Source organism: Lentisphaera araneosa HTCC2155, from assembly GCF_000170755.1.
GTDB lineage: Bacteria > Verrucomicrobiota > Lentisphaeria > Lentisphaerales > Lentisphaeraceae > Lentisphaera > Lentisphaera araneosa.
This window is the reverse complement of sequence record NZ_ABCK01000029.1, coordinates 41,925-61,148: the sequence shown is the minus strand read 5'-3', so window position 1 is coordinate 61,148 and position 19,224 is coordinate 41,925. Positions and strand designations below refer to the sequence as shown.

18 protein-coding genes, 1 tRNA gene and 1 pseudogene are annotated in these 19,224 nt (G+C 38.0%); 9 read left to right on the top strand and 11 right to left on the bottom strand.

Going from position 1 to position 19,224, the window contains the following annotated elements:
• From LNTAR_RS26195 to LNTAR_RS20865, 9 genes and pseudogenes are all read left to right on the top strand, one after another.
• Nucleotides 1-664, top strand: a pseudogene (locus LNTAR_RS26195) (AlgP family protein); the annotation flags it as partial.
• A gap of 11 nt (nucleotides 665-675) precedes the next feature.
• Complete coding sequence (locus LNTAR_RS20900; RefSeq protein ID WP_007280755.1) at nucleotides 676-1,917, top strand: porin family protein; 1,242 nt, start codon at nucleotides 676-678, stop codon at nucleotides 1,915-1,917.
• 73 nt (nucleotides 1,918-1,990) lie between these two features.
• On the top strand, nucleotides 1,991-2,842 hold the full coding sequence (locus LNTAR_RS20895) for a polysaccharide biosynthesis/export family protein (RefSeq protein WP_007280754.1): 852 nt from the start codon (nucleotides 1,991-1,993) through the stop codon (nucleotides 2,840-2,842).
• Between the two features lie 14 nt (nucleotides 2,843-2,856).
• A complete protein-coding gene (locus tag LNTAR_RS20890; protein WP_007280753.1) occupies nucleotides 2,857-5,007 on the top strand; it encodes a polysaccharide biosynthesis tyrosine autokinase in 2,151 nt (716 codons plus the stop codon).
• 8 nt (nucleotides 5,008-5,015) lie between these two features.
• Nucleotides 5,016-6,842: an O-antigen ligase family protein gene (locus LNTAR_RS20885; RefSeq protein ID WP_040915480.1), complete on the top strand. Its 1,827-nt coding sequence runs from the start codon at nucleotides 5,016-5,018 to the stop codon at nucleotides 6,840-6,842.
• 97 nt (nucleotides 6,843-6,939) lie between these two features.
• The gene (gene yihA, locus LNTAR_RS20880; protein WP_007280751.1) at nucleotides 6,940-7,557 is read left to right on the top strand and encodes a ribosome biogenesis GTP-binding protein YihA/YsxC; all 618 of its coding nucleotides are present in this window, start codon (nucleotides 6,940-6,942) and stop codon (nucleotides 7,555-7,557) included.
• Nucleotides 7,535-10,216, top strand: a complete 2,682-nt coding sequence (locus tag LNTAR_RS27610) for a hypothetical protein (RefSeq protein ID WP_007280750.1) — start codon at nucleotides 7,535-7,537, stop codon at nucleotides 10,214-10,216. Before yihA ends, LNTAR_RS27610 begins: the two co-directional genes overlap by 23 nt.
• Nucleotides 10,217-10,281: 65 nt before the next feature.
• Nucleotides 10,282-10,355: transfer RNA gene (locus tag LNTAR_RS20870), tRNA-Val, on the top strand.
• 220 nt (nucleotides 10,356-10,575) lie between these two features.
• Entirely contained in the window at nucleotides 10,576-10,884 is a 309-nt protein-coding gene (locus LNTAR_RS20865; protein WP_007280749.1) for a hypothetical protein, read from the top strand.
• A 5-nt stretch (nucleotides 10,885-10,889) separates the two neighbouring features.
• Here LNTAR_RS20865 and LNTAR_RS20860 read toward each other — a convergent pair whose 3' ends face one another.
• From LNTAR_RS20860 to LNTAR_RS20810, 11 genes are all read right to left on the bottom strand, one after another.
• The gene (locus tag LNTAR_RS20860) at nucleotides 10,890-11,660 is read right to left on the bottom strand and encodes a GNAT family N-acetyltransferase (protein WP_007280748.1); all 771 of its coding nucleotides are present in this window, start codon (nucleotides 11,658-11,660) and stop codon (nucleotides 10,890-10,892) included.
• A 112-nt stretch (nucleotides 11,661-11,772) separates the two neighbouring features.
• Nucleotides 11,773-11,976 carry a hypothetical protein gene (locus tag LNTAR_RS20855; RefSeq protein WP_007280747.1) on the bottom strand — a complete coding sequence of 68 codons (204 nt, stop codon included), beginning with the start codon at nucleotides 11,974-11,976 and terminating at the stop codon, nucleotides 11,773-11,775.
• A gap of 193 nt (nucleotides 11,977-12,169) precedes the next feature.
• Nucleotides 12,170-12,538: a hypothetical protein gene (locus tag LNTAR_RS20850; RefSeq protein WP_007280746.1), complete on the bottom strand. Its 369-nt coding sequence runs from the start codon at nucleotides 12,536-12,538 to the stop codon at nucleotides 12,170-12,172.
• A gap of 225 nt (nucleotides 12,539-12,763) precedes the next feature.
• The gene (locus LNTAR_RS20845; RefSeq protein ID WP_007280745.1) at nucleotides 12,764-13,402 is read right to left on the bottom strand and encodes a hypothetical protein; all 639 of its coding nucleotides are present in this window, start codon (nucleotides 13,400-13,402) and stop codon (nucleotides 12,764-12,766) included.
• Between the two features lie 125 nt (nucleotides 13,403-13,527).
• Nucleotides 13,528-14,175: a KilA-N domain-containing protein gene (locus LNTAR_RS20840; protein ID WP_007280744.1), complete on the bottom strand. Its 648-nt coding sequence runs from the start codon at nucleotides 14,173-14,175 to the stop codon at nucleotides 13,528-13,530.
• A 1-nt stretch (nucleotide 14,176) separates the two neighbouring features.
• Complete coding sequence (locus LNTAR_RS20835; protein ID WP_007280743.1) at nucleotides 14,177-14,458, bottom strand: helix-turn-helix domain-containing protein; 282 nt, start codon at nucleotides 14,456-14,458, stop codon at nucleotides 14,177-14,179.
• Nucleotides 14,459-14,634: 176 nt separating this feature from the next.
• Nucleotides 14,635-15,747, bottom strand: a complete 1,113-nt coding sequence (locus LNTAR_RS20830; protein WP_007280742.1) for a hypothetical protein — start codon at nucleotides 15,745-15,747, stop codon at nucleotides 14,635-14,637.
• A complete protein-coding gene (locus LNTAR_RS20825) occupies nucleotides 15,740-17,158 on the bottom strand; it encodes a tyrosine-type recombinase/integrase (protein WP_157473752.1) in 1,419 nt (472 codons plus the stop codon). The genes LNTAR_RS20830 and LNTAR_RS20825 overlap by 8 nt, the downstream gene beginning before the upstream one ends.
• Nucleotides 17,159-17,577: 419 nt before the next feature.
• Complete coding sequence (locus tag LNTAR_RS20820) at nucleotides 17,578-17,889, bottom strand: helix-turn-helix domain-containing protein (protein WP_007280740.1); 312 nt, start codon at nucleotides 17,887-17,889, stop codon at nucleotides 17,578-17,580.
• Nucleotides 17,890-17,899: 10 nt separating this feature from the next.
• Nucleotides 17,900-18,373, bottom strand: a complete 474-nt coding sequence (locus tag LNTAR_RS20815; RefSeq protein WP_007280739.1) for a hypothetical protein — start codon at nucleotides 18,371-18,373, stop codon at nucleotides 17,900-17,902.
• A gap of 2 nt (nucleotides 18,374-18,375) precedes the next feature.
• Nucleotides 18,376-19,092 carry a hypothetical protein gene (locus LNTAR_RS20810; RefSeq protein ID WP_007280738.1) on the bottom strand — a complete coding sequence of 239 codons (717 nt, stop codon included), beginning with the start codon at nucleotides 19,090-19,092 and terminating at the stop codon, nucleotides 18,376-18,378.
• Nucleotides 19,093-19,224 lie beyond the last annotated feature (132 nt).

Here is a 19,224-nt window from a genome sequence, read left to right as displayed (position 1 = left end):
AGCACCTGAAGTCACTGCTCTGAAAGCAACAATTGCCTCTATAGGAACACCGGGAGCAGACTTAACAGCTGCCGAAGTAAAGGCAATAACTGATGCTGTTGATGCGGCAATTAAAGCGAACCCAACTCTTGCCGCAGCGCTCACTACTGCTGCGGTAACTGCGGCGCCCGCGCAAGCTGCCGCTATCACTACAGTTGCCGTCACTGCCGCCCCAACTCAAGCCGCTGCCATTACTACCGCTGCCGTAACTGCCGCTCCTCCTGCTGCTGCTGCAGATGTAACTGCTGCTGCCGTAACTGCCGCTCCTCCTGCTGCTGCTGCAGATGTAACTGCTGCTGCCGTAACTGCCGCTCCTCCTGCTGCTGCTGGAGATGTAACTGCAGCTGCCGTAAAGGCTGCTCCTACCCAAGCAGCTGCCATTACTACCGCTGCCGTCGAGGCCGCTCCCGCAAGCGAAAAAACAGCAATTGTTACAGCTGCTGTTGATGCTGCTCCTGCAAGCGAAAAAGCAGCAGTTCAAACCGCAGGTAATAATGCGACTCCAGCCCCTACACCTCCAGCACCCACAACACCCACAACACCTACGGATTCAACTGACGACCCGCCCACAAATGACGACAATAGCGCAACTGGAACTAGTACAAGTACTACAACAACACCTTAAGGTTTAAGAAAATGAAAAAGACATTATTAGCAATTACTGCATTATCCTTAGCCAGCACAGCATTTGCTTCAACAAAAGCTAAAGCTACAAAGAGAGTGAAAAAAACTGATATTGAAGTTGAAAACTTCAGTAAAAAAGCTGGAAATATTTATTATAGCCCCTACATCAAATCTGCTTTGGGTTATGATACAAACTCCAACCGTGCAACATCTGGCAACAAAGAGAACGGTGCCTTTGCAGAAGCATTGATTGGTACTGACTTCTTCATGCAGCCATTTACCGGTTTAACTTTAAACACAAACTTTGAAATAGGTTACAGAGAAGCTTTTGAAGACAACAGAACTAGTGGACTTATACTTGGCTCTGATAGTGGGATGGCAGAACTTGGCTTAGATTATGACCTCAATGACAAAACTACTTTCAGTTTAGTCAATGAAGCCTCCGTGCAAATCGACAACCTCGAAGATGCTCGTGACAATCAAGACTCAAATAGCCAGCAATTTTGGAATAATAATTTATTCTTCCAAGTCCAACGTGAAATCACTGAAGACACCGGAATCACTGCAAAAGCTGGTCTAGAAACTAAGAGAGACCTCAAGGATGAGTCCTTAGGGCAAGAGTATGACACCACTTATTTAGGCGTCACTTTGGATCATCAACTCAATGGCAAAACAGTAATTAGTCCATTCTTAAATTATTCTGACAAAGAATGGAAAGCCGGCGAATCAAATGATGCAGAGACTACCGAATTTGGTCTTCAAGCTACCTACATGCTTTCTGATCAAATCAATGTTTCTGGTTTTGTCTCCTATTTTGACATGGAATTTGAAGATGATGTGGCAAAAGCTGGTGCAGATGATGAAGAAGATGGACTCAATTATGGCTTAACTTTGAATCACACTGTGACAGAAAAACTATATCATAGTATTTCACTGAAAAAAGACACTCGTGCTAGCTCCATTGGCAACGCCAATGCTTCTGATGAAATTTCTGCTAATTATAATCTTTACTATACTATTAATCAAGACCTAAAAGTTAATACAGGTGTGCGTTGGTTTAATGGTGAAGACCAAACAGCAAGCGGTGTTAAAGGTGAAGATTACGATATTTACAGTTATACATTGGGTTCCACATACAACTTAACTGCAAAACAGTCTATAGATTTATCTTATAATTATGAAGATAAGCAATCTAACCTTGACACAGAATACGATCGTCATTTCATCCAATTAGGCTATACATATAAGTTTTAACTTGTTAATGTAGTTTACTGAAATCCCAATATTGCTATATTGGGATTTTTTAACTTTTATTTAAAAAGCATTCATGTTTAAAAAAATATTTCCCTTACTTGTCTTATTGACAAGCAGCCTTTTTTCTGAAGAGAAAGATCTTATTAGTTACGGCGATTTAGTACACGTCAGTATGAAAGAAGATCAAGAGATTGTCTATGAAGGTGAAGTTAGTACAAATGGCTTCATCACCCTACCCTACTTAGGTGCTATCAAAATATCCGATATAAATGAAGAAGAAGCAGAAAATGTTTTAAAGACTGCCTTAGAAAAGGATTTATATCAGAAGGCTACCGTCAGCGTCGTCGTGGTTAAAAAAGCGATTGGTCACATATATATTTATGGAGCTGTAGAAGAACCTGGCAAAGTAGAAATTCCCGTAAAAGGTACCATAAGTTTGGCCCAAGCTATCTCTGAAGTGAGTGGTTTCTCAAAATGGGCTGACCCCAAGAAGGCCTACATAATTATTAATAGCGACAAGAATAAATTAATCACCAAAGCCGTTAATTTTGAAGCTATCTACAATGATTTAGCTGGCTCAGCTAATATAAGTTTACGCAAGGATGATATGATTATCATCCCTTCTCTTGCTGATGGCGCTGTCACTCCAGGATCCATCGAAGTGATTGTGGAAGGTAAGGTTGAGGAACCGGGAGTTGTCTTGTTTGAGCCAGGTGAAAGGCCTACACTCGTAAGAGCGATCATCAAAGCTGGCAACTTCAATAAATTCGCGGATAAAAGCGATGTTCGCTTAGTGAGAAGAAGTGCAGGCAAAACAGAAATTATTCAAGTAGACGTGAAAGAAATGCTTGAGAAAGGCCAGATTCACAAAGACATAAAATTACAATCAGGTGACTTAATCATTATTGATGAATCCTGGCTATAAATAAAGATTTTTAAATGAAACAAAACCATTCAGATGAAATCGAAAAAGAAATCGATTTACTCAGTTATTTTCTCGTTGTTTTACGTTATTGGTGGATTATTGCCCCAATTACAGCCTTAGGTGGCGTCGCTGCCTACTTTTTGGCACAAGCCCTCCCTCCTAAGTTTGAAGCTGATTGCCGTTTTGAAATTATTCAAAATAAAGTCAGTCAACTTAGTGAAGATGTAGATGACAAAGCATTAAATGCAGTCAAATCCAGGAAATATTCTCTCTTAGATAGGCATATAGTTTTGCTGAAAAGTGAAAAACTCAACAAATCTGTTGAGAAAGTAATTTTAAATAATTTTCCAGACTTAAGAGAATTAAAGCTTTTAAAAAAGAAAATTTTTGAAGTTGAAATTACTCCTGTTAAAGGTGCTGCTCAATCGATGCTTGATATATCTATTGTATCGCCGGATGTCAGTGCTTCAAAAGAATACCTATTAAAACTCTTAGGTGAATATGCCAAAATGCGTGTTGAAGAAAATAGATTAACTACTGAGACGACGCGCCTTGCCCTCGAAAATGAGGAAAAATCTATTGATACAAAAATCAAGAAACAATCGGATTTCATTTTAGATTATAAAATTGACAATAATTATGTTTTTATGTCAACAAAAAATGAATTTGATAAAGAATATATTTCTGAATTATTTAGCAAATCGAATCAAAAAAAATTACAACTAGGGGTTCTTGAAGCTAATATCGATGAACTTGAACTCTCCAACATGGAAGATAGCAAATTTTCATCAGTTATTGATGCCCTCATGTCTATACAAGGGGATCAAAAATCAGAGTTTGTCTTCAAAGACGTAAGTGAATGGAAATCGAGGCAAGTCATTTTGGGTAGCTACATTGCTGAATACGATATTCTTTTAGAAAAATTCAAACCAGGTCATCCAAATATGGAAGAGCTGCAGAAAAAAATTGATATTATTACAAAGGAAATACAAGCCTACCGAAAAAATATTGTTCGCTTGATCAAAAGCAGGGTTGAAACACTGAAAGTAGAATACAAGTCCTACATTGCTCGCGCAATCGAACTTGAAAAAACTTTTGCCAATAGTGGCGTGCTTATAAATGAAATTGAAAGTCTTGAAGGGCGTTTAGATCAATTAAATGAACTCAAATCCAATATTCGTTCCAAACTCATTTTACTTAATGAGAATGTCGATGACAAATACATAACGCGAATCATTCGTGAACCTTTTGCTGAAGAAAACCCCGTTTTCCCCTCGATACCAAAATTCACTTTAGCTGGGGCCTTACTCTTTAATTTGGCCTCATCATTTCTTGTTATCATTCTTTTTTATGGTAAATCTAAGCGCTATAATTTTGCTAAAGTCATCAATGATTACCAGGCACCAATTCTTAGCGTGATTCCTAAGTTTGCTAGTTCTCTAGCCAAAAAGAATCCACAATTCCTCAATGAACTTCCCAAGAACTCTGTCTTAGCAGAATCTTATCGTTCTTTGCGCCTCAATATTGAGCAAAAATCCAGCGGTAAACTCATTATGTTCACTTCATTTGGCCCCGCGGAAGGGAAGACCACCACTTCCTTGAATACAGCACTCTGTTGTGCATGGACTGACAAAAAGATCCTCTTGATTGATGCTGACTTTCGTCGTTCTACTTTGAGGAAAAGTTTTCCTGAGATGCCCCACAAGGGCCTGCTAGATTTCTTGAAAAGTGACGATCATGACATAGAAGATTATATTATAAGTAAAGCTTCAGGAAAGATGGATTATTTACCTGCTGGAAATAATGATGAATATGTGACTGAACTTTTAGACGGCAAAAAAATGGAAACTCTATTGACTCATTTGAGAAATACTTATGATTTAGTTATCTTTGATACGGCGCCAGCCGTTAGAGTTGTCGACACTGTACATCTAGCTGAAAAAACAGATGGCACAATCATTGTTGCACGTATGGGTAGAACTTATCCGAAAGATGTGGAGGCCACGCTCAATCGTCTTCCTAAGGATAAAGTTGTTGGGATAGTGATGAACGACTTTAAACAGTCCGATTTAAAGTTTACTTCGCAATCAGAAAACAATGCCTACGGAAGTAATGCTTACGCCTATTCGTACAACTCTTACTCGACTTACAAAGATTCCTATTAAAACTAGACTTGAATATATTTGTACTGATCCTTTGTGCCAGCCTTCTGCATTTTTTTGCAGGGGGCTTAGTACCTGAAGCCCTTTATAGCGCCTGCTTAATCCTTAATTTAACTGCCTGCTTAGAATTGTACAAACAAATTAAAGCAGGGAGAATATATGATCCCATAATTATCTTGGGCACTTTGCTTCTTTATCTTTTGGCTCAAGCTTTTTTTATAGCTGATTTTAACTTAATTAGCTCAGCTGAAACTAGGCTCGCAAGAGAATCTGTTCATTATTTAATTGATCAACTGCAGCCTCTTGGCCTCATTGAGGCACAGAAAATGCAAACTTACCTCGGTCAATCTTATTGGCTTGGAATACATACTTATTTAATTTGGCTCATGCTTCCAGCTAGTTTGTTTTTGACTGCAAGTTTGACGCACAAAGATAAAATCATTTTAGTCTACAGCTTAATTTGTCTGGCTTCATTTAATATTATTGCCGTTTATTTATCCACCAACTTTGTGAACTTTGGTGGAAAAGTGTGGGGCATTTTTGATATAGGCATCAAAAAACCTCTTGGGGTTTTTGGTTTATCTAATCACTATGGTGTCTACCTATGTTTCTTTTTACCTTTCATTACTATTCAAATAATTAATTTTATTCAAAAGAAAAAGCTTTCCTTAATCATCGCACATTGTGCTCTGCTAATTTTTTTCATCTATGGAACCTTAATTTCTGGCTCTAGGGGTGCTTTTTTAATTTGTGCTATTGCTTTTACTGCTTCTTTACTATTGTACAAAAATAAGAAGTTTAATACAAAATCCATTAAGTACACTTTAGTAAGCTTTTTCATCATTCTTTTTGCAGCCCTGACACCCTCGGCCATAGACCGTGAACTCAACAAAAGAGGCATTGAATCAGAGACTCGACTCAAACTCTACATGAAGGCGCCGGAAATCCTTTTAGATTATCCTCAAGGCCTTGGCCCCGGTGCTTATTATCATACTGCAGCCTCTTACATTACAAAAGAGCATCATAGCAATAGGATGGCAAATCATTCAGAAAACACATATCTTCAAATCATCTTAGAATATGGCATAGGCTTCTCAATCATTTTAGTCATATTAGTCTTGTTCCTAACAAAAGTCGCTGTTCGTAATTATAACAATACAAGTTCTTCTAGTCGAATTAAAACAGCATCATTAGTTGCCGTCATATGCTTTCTTATCCACGGCTTATATGATAACCCTATAGAAGTCCCGGTTTACAGCTATACAATTGTGATATTTTTTGGGCTATTATTATGCAAGGCACCAAAATACCAGATAGGCATTGATAATCCTAATAAAAAATATTTCTCATTAACAGCCTATATATTACCGGTTCTTGCTATTTTTAGTACACTTGATTTCTACAAAATGTTCGATAATTCATATCGCTTTAAACATATGTACAGCTACCATAAAAAAGCTAATCTAAACGAGCTAATCCTTAATTTGCAATACCAAGCTCATTCATGGCATAATTGGTATTTTCTTTCAAAGTCTTTGCGTCAATTTAATCGTAAAGAAACTAACTTACTTGTTGAATATTGTCTCAAACAAGCGGCTTTTAATCATCCCAATCAATCTGATCTTTGGTTAAGACTTGCCTGGGCAAGAAAACAAAACAATGACTTAGAGCCTGCATCTAAATCCTACAGAAGGTACTTTCTCTTAACCAGACAAAATCAGCGCAAGAAGATAAAAAAAGAAGCGCTAAATTTTATCTCGGAAGAAGAATATGAAAGGCTTCTTCATATGGAATTACCTATGCAAGAACGCACGCGCGAATATATTCGCCGCATTTAAGTTCCTAAGCTAAGAAGTTCTGATCATTGAGCTTTCATTGCAAATGTAAGCTATGGGGATAATATTTAGTCATAATTAAAATTTCTAGGAAAAATCCATGGCCGTAAATTACATGACCAGTATTGGCGACCCCAAACAGCTCGAGGCCCTTTTGAAAGAGAGTGGTGCCTTAGCAGGAAAATCAGAAAAACGCATTGTCTTTGCTGGTCGTTCGAATGCGGGAAAAAGCTCCCTGCTCAATTGCCTTACACGAAGTAAAATTGCCCAAATTTCACGTGAGCCGGGTAAGACTCGAAAAGTCAACCTTTTTCACTGCAGCTTCTTAAAAAAGGTCCTTGCCGATTTACCTGGTTATGGTTTTGCCAAACGTACAAAAAAAGAAAGAAGACTATGGGAAGAACTGATCACCAGTTATTTGGATGCCGACAGAGATAATATCGAGCGCATCATTCTCGTCACGGATTGTCGCCATGGACCGGCTGATTCCGACCTCGATGCCATGCAATTTTTTAAAGATCACGGTTTTCAAGTCACAGTCGTTTTGTCAAAATCTGATAAACTCAACCAAAAAGCCACTTCAAAGCGCCGTAAAGAAATCAAAGAGCTCCTGCAGGACTCAAAGCCCGAAAAAACTTTTTGGATTTCGAGCCTCAAAGGTACTGGCGTACGGGAATTAAGTCGAGATATTGTTAATGACGCAACAAGAACTGATTAATTACTTAGAAAGCCACTCTAGAAAGGAGCGTCTAGGCGCATTACGTGAGTCAATCTTGACTTATTTGAGCTTACTCATTCCTTTTCTAACGGCTTTCATCATTAGTGATCACTTCTTAAAATTCAGCCCCTCATTGCGCTGGGTTTTCTTTCTGCTCTTTTTTATTTATTCTTGCCTATTTTTAGTGCAAAGTATAAAGAACTCTCAAGTTAAGCTTAACCTTCTTTACGTCGCTCGAAAAATTGAAAAAGCTCGTCCTGAACTCAAATCTTGCTTGAGTCATTGCCTAAGTATTCAGCAGGACACAATAATCTCTCATTTAGAGCCCGCACATCTCCAACTGCCCCCTAAGAAAAAAAATCTATCTCCTCTCCTATTTTCAATCCTAGCTTTAATTGCCTACACCCTCCTCAGCCCCTATCCGAGCCAGCTTAGTCTTCAACGCATCTTCCAACCTTGGAATGAGCTTGCCTCACCTTCAAAAACGCGTATACAGACAATTTCTCCTGCTCCCTCAAGCATCACTTATCAGTCCAAAAATTGGCTTTTAAAAATCAATATAGCAGGACTGACCCCACAGCAAGGTCACATTAAATACAGTTTTGATCCATTGATACCAGAAAATGAATGGCAAACGGCTGCCCTCCTCCAAGATTCACAAAAAGAATTCATTACTGAATTGCCCGCGGTTCAAAGTAAGTTTTATCTCAAAGCTTTTTTAGGTGATGCCGAGAGCTCGGTTTTTTACATCGATGTCAAACTGCCCCCCACAGTACAAGAACTAGAATACTTTATTCACCCACCTGAATACTTAATGAAAAAGCCTTACAAAGCTGTCGGCCCAGATGTCAGCCTCCCAAAAGGCTCCTTGCTTGATGTAAATGTGAATTTTGACCGCGGGCTCATTAGTAGTCAGCTCAAACTCAAGTCAAGAAGCATTCCCCTCGTCCTCCGGAATCGAACCGCTTTCATCAAAGACCTCAAAGTCACAGAAAACTCGACTTTCACTTTAATCAGCAAAGAATCAGAACTCGCTCCCTACGTCGAAAGCTCAAATTATAAAATCACCGCTCTTGATGATCTGGCTCCAAAAATTAGCTTCCCTAATTTTCAAAAAGAAAATCAAATCACCGAAAACCAACAGAATTTTCCTATCGCTATCAAAGTCACCGATGATTGGGGACTCAAGTCATTAAATTTAAAAATCAAAGAGCGCTTCCAAAATGAGTTCATTGGTAAAAATTATTATGATGGCTTTGACCGTAGCACAAAAGTAGAACTGGAAAGCCACATCCCCCTCCGCCAATTATTCCCAGAATTAAGAGCTCCTGAGAGCTATCAGTTTTATTTCGAAGCGCACGATATAAAAGGTCAAAAGTCACAAAGTCCCGTTTTCACTATCAATATTCAAGCTGCACCACCAGAAGAGGCTAAACCGAGCTCAGAAAGCTCGCCAGAGAAGCAGCCAGAAAATAAACCGGGAGATCAACCCGGGGATAAGCCCGAGGAGCAACCTGGAGATCAACCCGGGGACAAGCCCGGGGACAAGCCTGGAGACAAGCCGGGGGAGCAGCTCGGAGACAAGCCTGGAGACAAGCCCGAGGAGCAACCTGGAGATCAACCCGGTGATCAACCCGGTGATAAACCAGGAGACAAACCTGGAGACAAGCCGGGGGAGCAGCTCGGAGACAAGCCTGGAGACAAGCCTGGAGACAAGCCTGGAGACAAGCCCGAGGAGCAACCTGGAGATCAACCCGGTGATAAGCCCGGAGATCAACCTGGAGATAAGCCTGGGGACAAGCCTGAAGATCAACCTAAAGATAAGCCGGGGGAGCAACCTGGGGACAAGCCTGGAGATCAACCTAGAGATAAGCCTGGAGACAAACCCGGTGACAAACCCGGTGACAAACCCGGTGACAAGCCTGGTGACAAGCCTGGAGATCAGCCTGGAGACAAACCTGGAGATCAACCCGGGGACAAGCCTGGAGATCAACCCGGGGACAAGCCTGGAGATCAACCCGGGGACAAGCCCGGTGATAAGCCCGGAGATCAACCCGGGGACAAGCCTGGAGATCAACCCGGGGACAAGCCTGGTGACAAGCCTGGAGATCAACCCGGTGATAAGCCCGGTGATAAGCCCGGAGATCAACCCGGTGATAAGCCCGGAGATCAACCCGGTGATAAGCCCGGAGATCAACCCGGTGATAAGCCCGGAGATCAACCCGGTGATAAGCCCGGGGACAAGCCTGGAGATCAGCCAGGTCAGCCAGGGGATCAACCTGGTCAAGGCGGTGAGGGAAGTATTGACCAAGGTCCTGGCCAAGAGCCCACTAAAGTCGACCCACAAGACAGAAAGAATGCAAATACGGATAATGCCAAGAAATCCGATTCCGACTTACAATCCATTGGCGAAAAAGGTCAAAATGAGAGCCTCAATACCGATGACAAAGCCGCGCAGAAGAAAACAAATTCTTCGACTCCAAGCTTAGACAGCCCCATTGAAAAGCAAGAAGTGGATATCAAAGGTAGCGAAGAAAAACTCGAACAGCGCCAACAAGAAATTGATAGCGATGAACAAAGTATCAGTCCCGAAAATCAAAAAATCATCGATAACTATCGCAAAGCTCTGCAAAAATATCAAAAATCACAGAAGAAATAGCTCATTTTTTTGATTTTTATTACTTGAAAGCTCAAACTTTCCGCCTATTATCTACCCACCTAATCGGGCGATTAGCTCAGTTGGCTAGAGCGCTTCGTTGACATCGAAGAGGTCGCTGGTTCGAGTCCAGTATTGCCCACTTATAGTCAAGCACTTATGAATATCTCATGTGCTTGGCTATTTTTTTGCTTATGCTTGACAATATCTGTTCACCGTAGAAACTACGATACAAACTACGATATTTTACGATACTGAATCAAAATAAGGCACTTTAGCCGTTAATAACGGTATGTATTACTGATAAAATTTGAGTTTACCCTCATCTAATATTAGATTCATGGAGTAAAAAAGGGGGATAAATGAAAAAAATCATTATAATCATGTTCATTTTGTTGGTGTCATGTAGTGAACCAAACTTAGATGAACTTAAACTTGATTACTCCAGTGAAAAAGCGAGGCAAGCTTGTCTTATTGATATACAGGGAAAGCTCAGTGAGGAGCAGTGGCAAAAGTTGCAGATGGCAATAGGCAACACAAAGACCAAGGCGCTGAGGGAGGGGATACACATGAATAAAAATTACTCGAGTGAGGCATGGGGTAAGAGAGTGGAAGAAGTAACTAGAGAAGCACTACATGGTAAAAGTGTAAAAGAACTTATTAATGAATAATCGAATTAAGTATTTAGCTCATCCAAAGATATCTTATGTATTCTAGTGTCACCCGAACCAGTAACTCTGACTCCTATCTCCTTTGCTTCACTTCCTTTAGCCTTACCAAAAAGTTTCGTGACTCCATTTACTTCAATTTTTATAACTGTATCTCCTTCAGTCCTCATTCTATGGCAGTAAATCTTTTTACTTAACTTGAGTTCAGAATCATTATACAGGTAAGCTTTTATAGATTCTTTTTTTCTTGGTTCAGCTGAAGCACTATATAAAGCACGTTGATCATAGAAACTAATGACAACTTCACTTATATCTTGGTTTTCATTTGAGTGTGTTTGTTCGACATCCTCTAAAACTTTATAACCTTTAGGATGTTGTCGTTCTTTTCTAATTATAGTAAAACCTTGTTTCTTCCAAAATTCTTCTGAAGAACTGGGTGCACATTCAACCCATAGAAAAGGGGTGTCATTGCGTCTCGCTTCATCACATGCAAATTTGACCAATTTACTGCCCACACCATAACTTCTAGAACTATTGCTTCTATAATCATTATGTACCTGTAAGACTCCATTATCTATCAGGCCACCAGTCATAAAACCAATGATTTTACTAGTCACGCTTTCAATCGCTATAAGCATATCTGCATTTTGAGCTTGTCTTTTTATAACTTCCCAATTACACAAAAAATTCTCTCTTATCCCTTTGCGATCATGGTCAACTAACCACCCATGAATTTCATTTAAATCACTTTCCTCAGCTTTTCTTATCTCTATTTGCATATTTAAATCTCCAATTAACCGTTATCAATAATAATATTAAGTATAAGACCGATGGTTATTATTACTCTGTTAATATTAATATTTAAGCAACTCAAAAAGCTGATATATAATACTAACTGATAACTGGCGTGTGAATAGTCCTTAACTCTCTTCGTGAGCCTTGTGCGGGTCGATGATCATTATAAAAGTTGACCAGCTCCAAAATAGCTTGGTCATAAGTTGAAGCATGGAAGAGTGTTTTCGTTTCCTGTAAACTTTGAATCACTTCAGAGTGTAGCTTGCAAGTTACTTTGGGTTTACGTTGTGAGTCAATCATTTTGTTAAGTCCCTTGTGTTTGGATTAGTAAAATTAGTCTATGTGTGGGTATTATTGGCTTTCCCCTTTGTAGTGAAATGTTTTCAAATCAAAAAAAAGCACCAACACTTTTTCTGAGAACAAAAAACCCCATTCTCAAAGTTGGCTAATAACTTAAAGACTGGGGCAAAACTAAGGAGGGTTTTTCTTTGTTTTAAAATGTGAGCGTGTCTAGCATAGGGGTCTTGATGCCTGCTGACTTAACGGCTTTCAAGAATTTATCTCTTGCAACAATATAAGCCTTCTGAGCATCACTTTGATTGTCGTAATGACTACATACTTGCTGAACCTGTGAAAGAGCCATATTTAGGCTTCTCTGTTCATTCTGATAGGCTTTCTGTTCTGCAATTTGCTTCTCATTTTCATCGTGTTGTTTCTTGCGCTCCGCTTCTAGTTTGGCGGTGGCCTCTTCTCTCTCAATTTGTACCATGGTTTGATAAAGCTCTTGAGTTTGTTTCTGTTCGATTCTCTTTTCAGCTTTCTCTTTCAAAATCTGCTTTGCTTTGCTAAGAATTTTAGCCATCTAAATTACCTCTGAATTATTATTTACTGTCTTTATATACTATATCATAATAGCTTGTTTTTTTTAGTTAAAATAAAAAGTGAGTGCCCTCTTTACTTTATTAATTCTTTATTTATTAACTCTTTACTTAAGGGGGGCAATACTACCCCCTAGCTTTTACATTAAATACCCCCTAGCTTTTACATTAAATACCCCCTAGCTTTACAAAATTTTTCCCCTAGCTTCTCAGATAATATGTAATTTTTCCTCTGTTGGTAATGAAGCCTCTAGCTCTAAAGTTTTTTTGTGAACCGTATCAAAGTTTTCACGCAATTTTTTAGTATCGGAAACATCCCAATACCTATACTCGAGATAGTTACAAATTATCGAATCAATAACTCTTGATAGATTATCTGAACTAACACCATCCACATTTACCAGCTCAGAAATCTCTTTTGCGTGCTTGGGGTCATCTTCATCTATAAGTTCTTTTTTGGCTACTTGTGTTTTTACAAAAAGCATATATTTCTTAGCAAAATCATAAGAAAGCTGACCAATTTTTGATGATGGTTCTGTATCTTCTTTCTCAAACCTACAGACCTTTAATATATATTTAGTACGACCAGTTTTAGCATTTTTTATTCTTTCTAAAATTCCTTTTTTCTCAATAGCCTTTAACCACAGCTTAGCGGTTCGAGGATTGATTTTAAGGTCTTTTGCTATCCTGTCATAGGCGAAGTCCCAAGAGCTAGGTTTTGATGCTATATAGACGCATAGCCGAAACTCTTGAGAGGTTAAATCCATTGTGTCCAACTCCACTGGATAAATGGAATAACCTTTTTCTTTCAGTAAAATATCTTTGTTTACTACTCTAGTGATTTTCATTATATTAGCCCTAATGATTGCCCCCTAAGGGGGCGTATAGTTTTATAGAATAATTGTGACGATTGCGAACATGAAAACAGCACCCGCAATAAATGCCGTTATTAGGTTTTGAAAGTTAAAATTCCTCATGCGCATGAATCCGCCCTCACAATGTCATTAAGCGTCTCTTTTCTTTTTTGATAGCTTAGACCTTGCTTCATGAGGCACGCGTTAAAATTCATCAGCTTGTAGACTTCTTCTAATTGCTCACTTGTCGCTTGGTCTCTTATATTCTTTTCATGATAGCCAAAAACAATCTTGTTTATCATTTTAGCCTCATTTGAATAATGGTATGGCTTAGGGGACTCCTTCACTTCTTCAATGGCTTCACATTGAACCTTATTCGCTCGTGCAGATAATTGCCTGTCGATGTTCCAACCCTTTAAAGCGTCCTTTCCTTCCGTGTATGAAAGAATTACTTTTAATTTAAACCTGGGATCTAGCCACATTGCAAAGTCCATGGCGATTATCTCATGGGCATAAGTGCCGGAATTGTGTCGACCTTTTTTTGTAGAAAGAACTTTTAAATGGGGCAAATCTACCCCATTTAAAAAATCCTCTGTAATTGTAAGAAGCTCTTTTGTTGATTGATTTTTTAGCCATTGCTTTAAACTTTTTCTTGGAAAGTATCTAGCCATGTCAGTAAGGCAAAATCTACCTTTTTCATCTACTCTTATTTGATGATGAATTTCATTATGCTGAATATTTAATTCAAAAGTTTTTTTGAGTTTCATTCTACGCCACCCCCATCAATTCATTAACTGAATCTTGGAAGACGCGAATACTGCCACCAATCATAATGGATTTTAAGCGACCGTCTTTAATCATACGGCGAACAGTTATTTCAGATACGCTTAGCTCTCGCGCCACTTCTTTAACTCGACACAATGACGCGCCTTGAGGCTTGCCAGCTCCAAAGGACTGAATGTCATCCAGTGTTAGCTGAGGATTGAACGCGACTAATAGGCAATAAGCAGCTTCTGCAATATTTTTAGGATAAGGATTATTATCAATCATTTTATAACTCTCGTTAATTAATTTCTCATTTTGACATCAGTGTCGAGAATTAACTTTCGGGAGTAATTACTCCTAGATTTGAGAGTAATGATTACATTTCCTTACTTAAATCCATTGCTGAGCATGAAAAAAAATGATCAATTTTATTCAATATCATTTGCGGTTTACGTCCTCCTTTACTCTTCGATATCTTTCTCTATATTATCCATAGAGAGGAGTTTTTTAGCCACTCCCACCTTACCTTTATCTAAAATTTCAAACACAAATTTTTCACCTTTCCTCATATCACCTCTCGCGTCTTCCACCTTAATAGTTTCTAAGATTGCTTTTCTTAAACGACTCACCTCGTTTTTAAACGTGTTGTTTCGTTGCCTTGAACCAGCCTTCATAAGGAGATAGCCATCTTGTTGTATTTTTGTGCCTTGATATCTCCTAACAAACCGCGCCAATGCGGAAGGCACTTTATCAACATATAGTTTTTCACGATCAATATTTATTCCTTCACCACGACTCTTCACATACACTTTTAAATCAAACATAAAGTTGCCATCAGTATCATATTTTAGTGTGCTTTTATACTTCTCAGTTAACAGAATTATATCTTCCCAACTCTCTGCCACTAAAGGTGGCTTCTGAGCTATACCAAGAACTTTTTTATAACTCTCATCACCAAAATGATTAACCTCCTCCAATAAGTCATAATAGGCTGATTTAAAAGCTGACTGTTCAAACGCATAAAAGTAAATCTGAAAATATGCGAGACAATAAAGAAGCGCATCTTGGTCACCAATTGATATAGTTTTCTTTATTTCTTCCTTTATTTCATTAGCAATTAATTCACGCGCTAAATCCTTTAAACCTTGAAATCCACCTCCATTATTCAAAATTTTCTTAGCATCTGTTATAGCATCGAAGTAACCAAATTGATTACACTCCATATCTCTAATTTCTTCATCCTTTAGGTCTTCATCAAAGCGAAAGAATTTTTTATCATACTCATGGTATATCATATGCTTTAGAGAGGTGTATCCTTCATAAGCTATTAACTCCTCCCAGTATTCTTTTGTATATTGTTCAGCTATTGGATTAGCGCTTGGTTTTAATCCGTTGGGTAAACCTAAATTGAGAAAATCATAAATAGGACTATTCGGATGAATCGAACCCATGAATTCTCTTTGGTCATCACTTAGCTGAATCCCGCCAATTTCTTTGGGTACTCCCACAAGATCATCAAAATATAAATCATCGCCTAAATCTAACGGTTCTCCACCTATCGAACTATCATCCATTTTTCAAAATCTCCTTTCTCACTTTCTGAAAGTTTTTAGCCGTCATAGTCGACACCATTTTCAAAATCTCATCGCGAGTCAATTTCTTTTTATCTTTCAATTCCAGCTGAGTAAAATCTGTAAATTCTTCAATACTTTTTTGCGCCTTTTCCTTTAGTTGCTCGGTCTTGTGCATCATGTAGGCTTCTGTCATCTTTGGCGTAAGGTGTCCAGTCATCAACTGCAATTCTTGAATAGACGTCCCCTGTATCCCATGGAGATAACAAAAAGTATGCCTTAGAGAGTGAATATCTTTATTAGATACCGCAACCGTTCGACCTGTTACCTCTTTAGTATTTTTGATTTTTAACTTATCCAACATCTGACGAAATCTGTAGCTTATCCCGTCACTATTATTTTGATACATATCAGCCAGCTCAGGCACTACAAAGCCACTCCCGCCAGTAATGGCATGGCGTTCATTTAAAAAAGTCATTAAAGGCGCTGAAATTGGAATAGAAACGAACACTTCTGTTTTAGAGTTTTCTAAAGAAATTCGATTCTTATCTAGGTCAACACTTGGCCAGTCCAGCATGCAAATATCACCGCGTCTAAGTCCAGTATTCAGACCTACAATAAATAAAGTTCGCAGAATCAAAATATCTAATTTTGGATTGCTTGAGTATTTCCAGCTTTTGCCCTTAACAAGAAAATCATTAATCTTTGTTAGTTCACTAATTTCAAAAACATCTCGTTTCTTTTTCTTACCATCAACTTTGGGGATGCCGTCAAAGGGATTTATTAACAAGTTAGCTCTATCATGTAGAAGAGTAAAAACTTGTTTTATATGGGTCATATACTCGTTAATTGTAGATGGTGAAAGTTCTTTAATTTCTGAAGTGTATGACCCTTTTTTTGAAATAATTCTTTTGTTAAACTTTCCCGAATCTTTCAACAATCCTACATATTCTTGCGCATGAGATTTACTGACTTGGCGCAAATCTTCGACCTCTTTACTTTCCAAGAAATCTTTAAAGTCATTCCAACAACTTTCTTTTTGTTTCCATTTAGTTGGGGATGGTTCGCGCTTCATGAGTGCTGGCGCTTCTTTTTTAAAAATATCCCAGACTTTATCTAATACTATTGAATCGCCTTTAACGTCGCGAGTCACCTTCTCAGTAAAACTTTTTATTGCTTTAGTTTGAATATAACGATCTATTTTCTTTGAGCCCTTATTAAACTCTGATTTCAAAACTTCTTTTTTATTCTTTGCAAATTCTTCAGCGTCGTTCTTATCTACACATCCAGTACTCCCGCCATACCTTTTGCCATTATACATAAATGAATACTGCCAGTACTTAGTCAACTTCCCGTTCGACTGTCTGAGCCTTCTGATATTCTTGCCTGTGGTAACTTCTCTTCCTGTTTTCATAGCGTGAACCCTCATGAGCATGATTGATAAAATTTGATCAAATCAAACTACCCTCCACCGAAAAATTTACGATACAAACTACGATATTTTTTGTATTTTGTGCTCAAGAACTTTTCGTTGACATCGAAGAGGTCGCTGGTTCGAGTCCAGTATTGCCCACTCAAAATAAGCACTTACAGCAATGTAAGTGCTTTTTTGTTTCACTTGTCTGCAATCAGGTACACAAGGGCATATTAAGATAACAGTTTTACATGTACGCCATTTATTACGCCATTTATTACGCCATTTCCTACATCTAATATATCAAGGTCCACCCATTTTTTAAGTTACTTTATAAAATTTATACATTCATAGAACACAAACAAACAAAAAGCCCTCACATTACTGTAAGGGCGATAGCTATCCTTAATAAAGGAGTTTTAACTTGTCCTTAAGTAATCATTTAATGATTTTTCGCTAATCCTTATTGATCTACGAACCTTTTTAACTTTCAGTTTATTCGCCTGAATCAATCGTGAAACAGTCTGCCTACTAACAGACAACCTTAATTGAACGTCTTTAACTTTCAGCCAATTATCACTCTCATCATTCGTTCTATCCATAATTAGAGTATTTTCCAATGTCGACATCACACCTGTAAACTCTTTAAGCGTAATATTACCTGTAGCAATCCCTGCTTGTAAATGATGACGCAAGTATTTAAGCGTCTCTGAAGTATATGAAAATTCCATTCTACCCGCCTCAACTAACCACTCTATTATCTAAAAAAGGACTATTGTATACACCATTAGAATCAGAGTATATATGCAGTTCAGAATGGTTATACGATACATTCCCAAATCCGTCTACTTCATAGCAATCATGTTCTTCGTAATTAGTTTCTTGACTGGTGTACATCAACGAACAGTCAAGATCAGGAAACCATACCCCAAGCAAACTTAAAAACACTAATGCTGACCCATTTGTCGTATAAAAACGGATTGAACAACCACCATCAAAATTTTCCCACTCTAGTTTCATTCCATGCTCATCATCTATATCATGAACCTCAATACCACTTCTTGAGCCAAAAACATTAGTAGCATTACATATTTCGTCAGAATAAAAACTCTTGTTATGAATGGGAAAATCGTTATATTTCAACAGATCTTGTAGCTCAAATATTTGTTCATCATTACCCATGAAAGTCAACGTATTCTTATAGAAAGTACCCATAACTACACCTCCCCTGTAAACTCTAAATCATCTGCTTTTTCCATTAACATTTTATAAACCGTTTTTCGTTTATCACTTATGCTCTGACAGTTTTCTTTTTGATCTAACTCATCTAGCGTCATATCCAAAAGCACCTCTTGCTCATTTGCTGCAAACTTATTTCTCACGTAAGCATTCTGAAAAGGACATTTACTGAAAAGTACACCACTTAAAAGTTTCAGCCTTTCAACTTTCTCTAACTCTAAAAAGCCCTCTTCTTGTATAAACCGATGTTTAAAATAACATTTGTCATATTCCTCACTATCAACATCAATCGGGACAGATGGACTAAAAAACATTGAATCAATTTCTAATAACTTCTTTAGATCTAGGTTTGTCAATTCAGATTTTTCTTTGGGAACCTTTTTGAAAAACTCAGCATTTTCAATAAAAGTTAAGATCCGCGCTTTATGATCTCCCTCATATTTAGTCACTGACACAAAATCATTTTCGTATTGATTGATAAGATAAAAATCAACTTCTGGAAATTCCTTTTTAAGTTCCACTAAATTAAAGGGAAAAATCGCCGTGCATCTTCCCCACCAAGACAATGACACTCCAAAATCATTTTGATTCCATAACTTTTTCTCAATAACGCCCTTAGTGATTTTTTTCACTTTTTGGGCAATTTTTCTGTTTTCAATTTCACAGAACAATGTTTTTGCTTCAATATTAGCCATTTTTATAGCTCCTTACTTTAGGTTTTAAAAGACACCAAGGTCGACTCTTGATAATTAAACATGTGTGACGGAGGAAGAAAAAGTAAATCTTTTCATCACATAAAATAAAGTAAGTTACGTAAATACTTTATA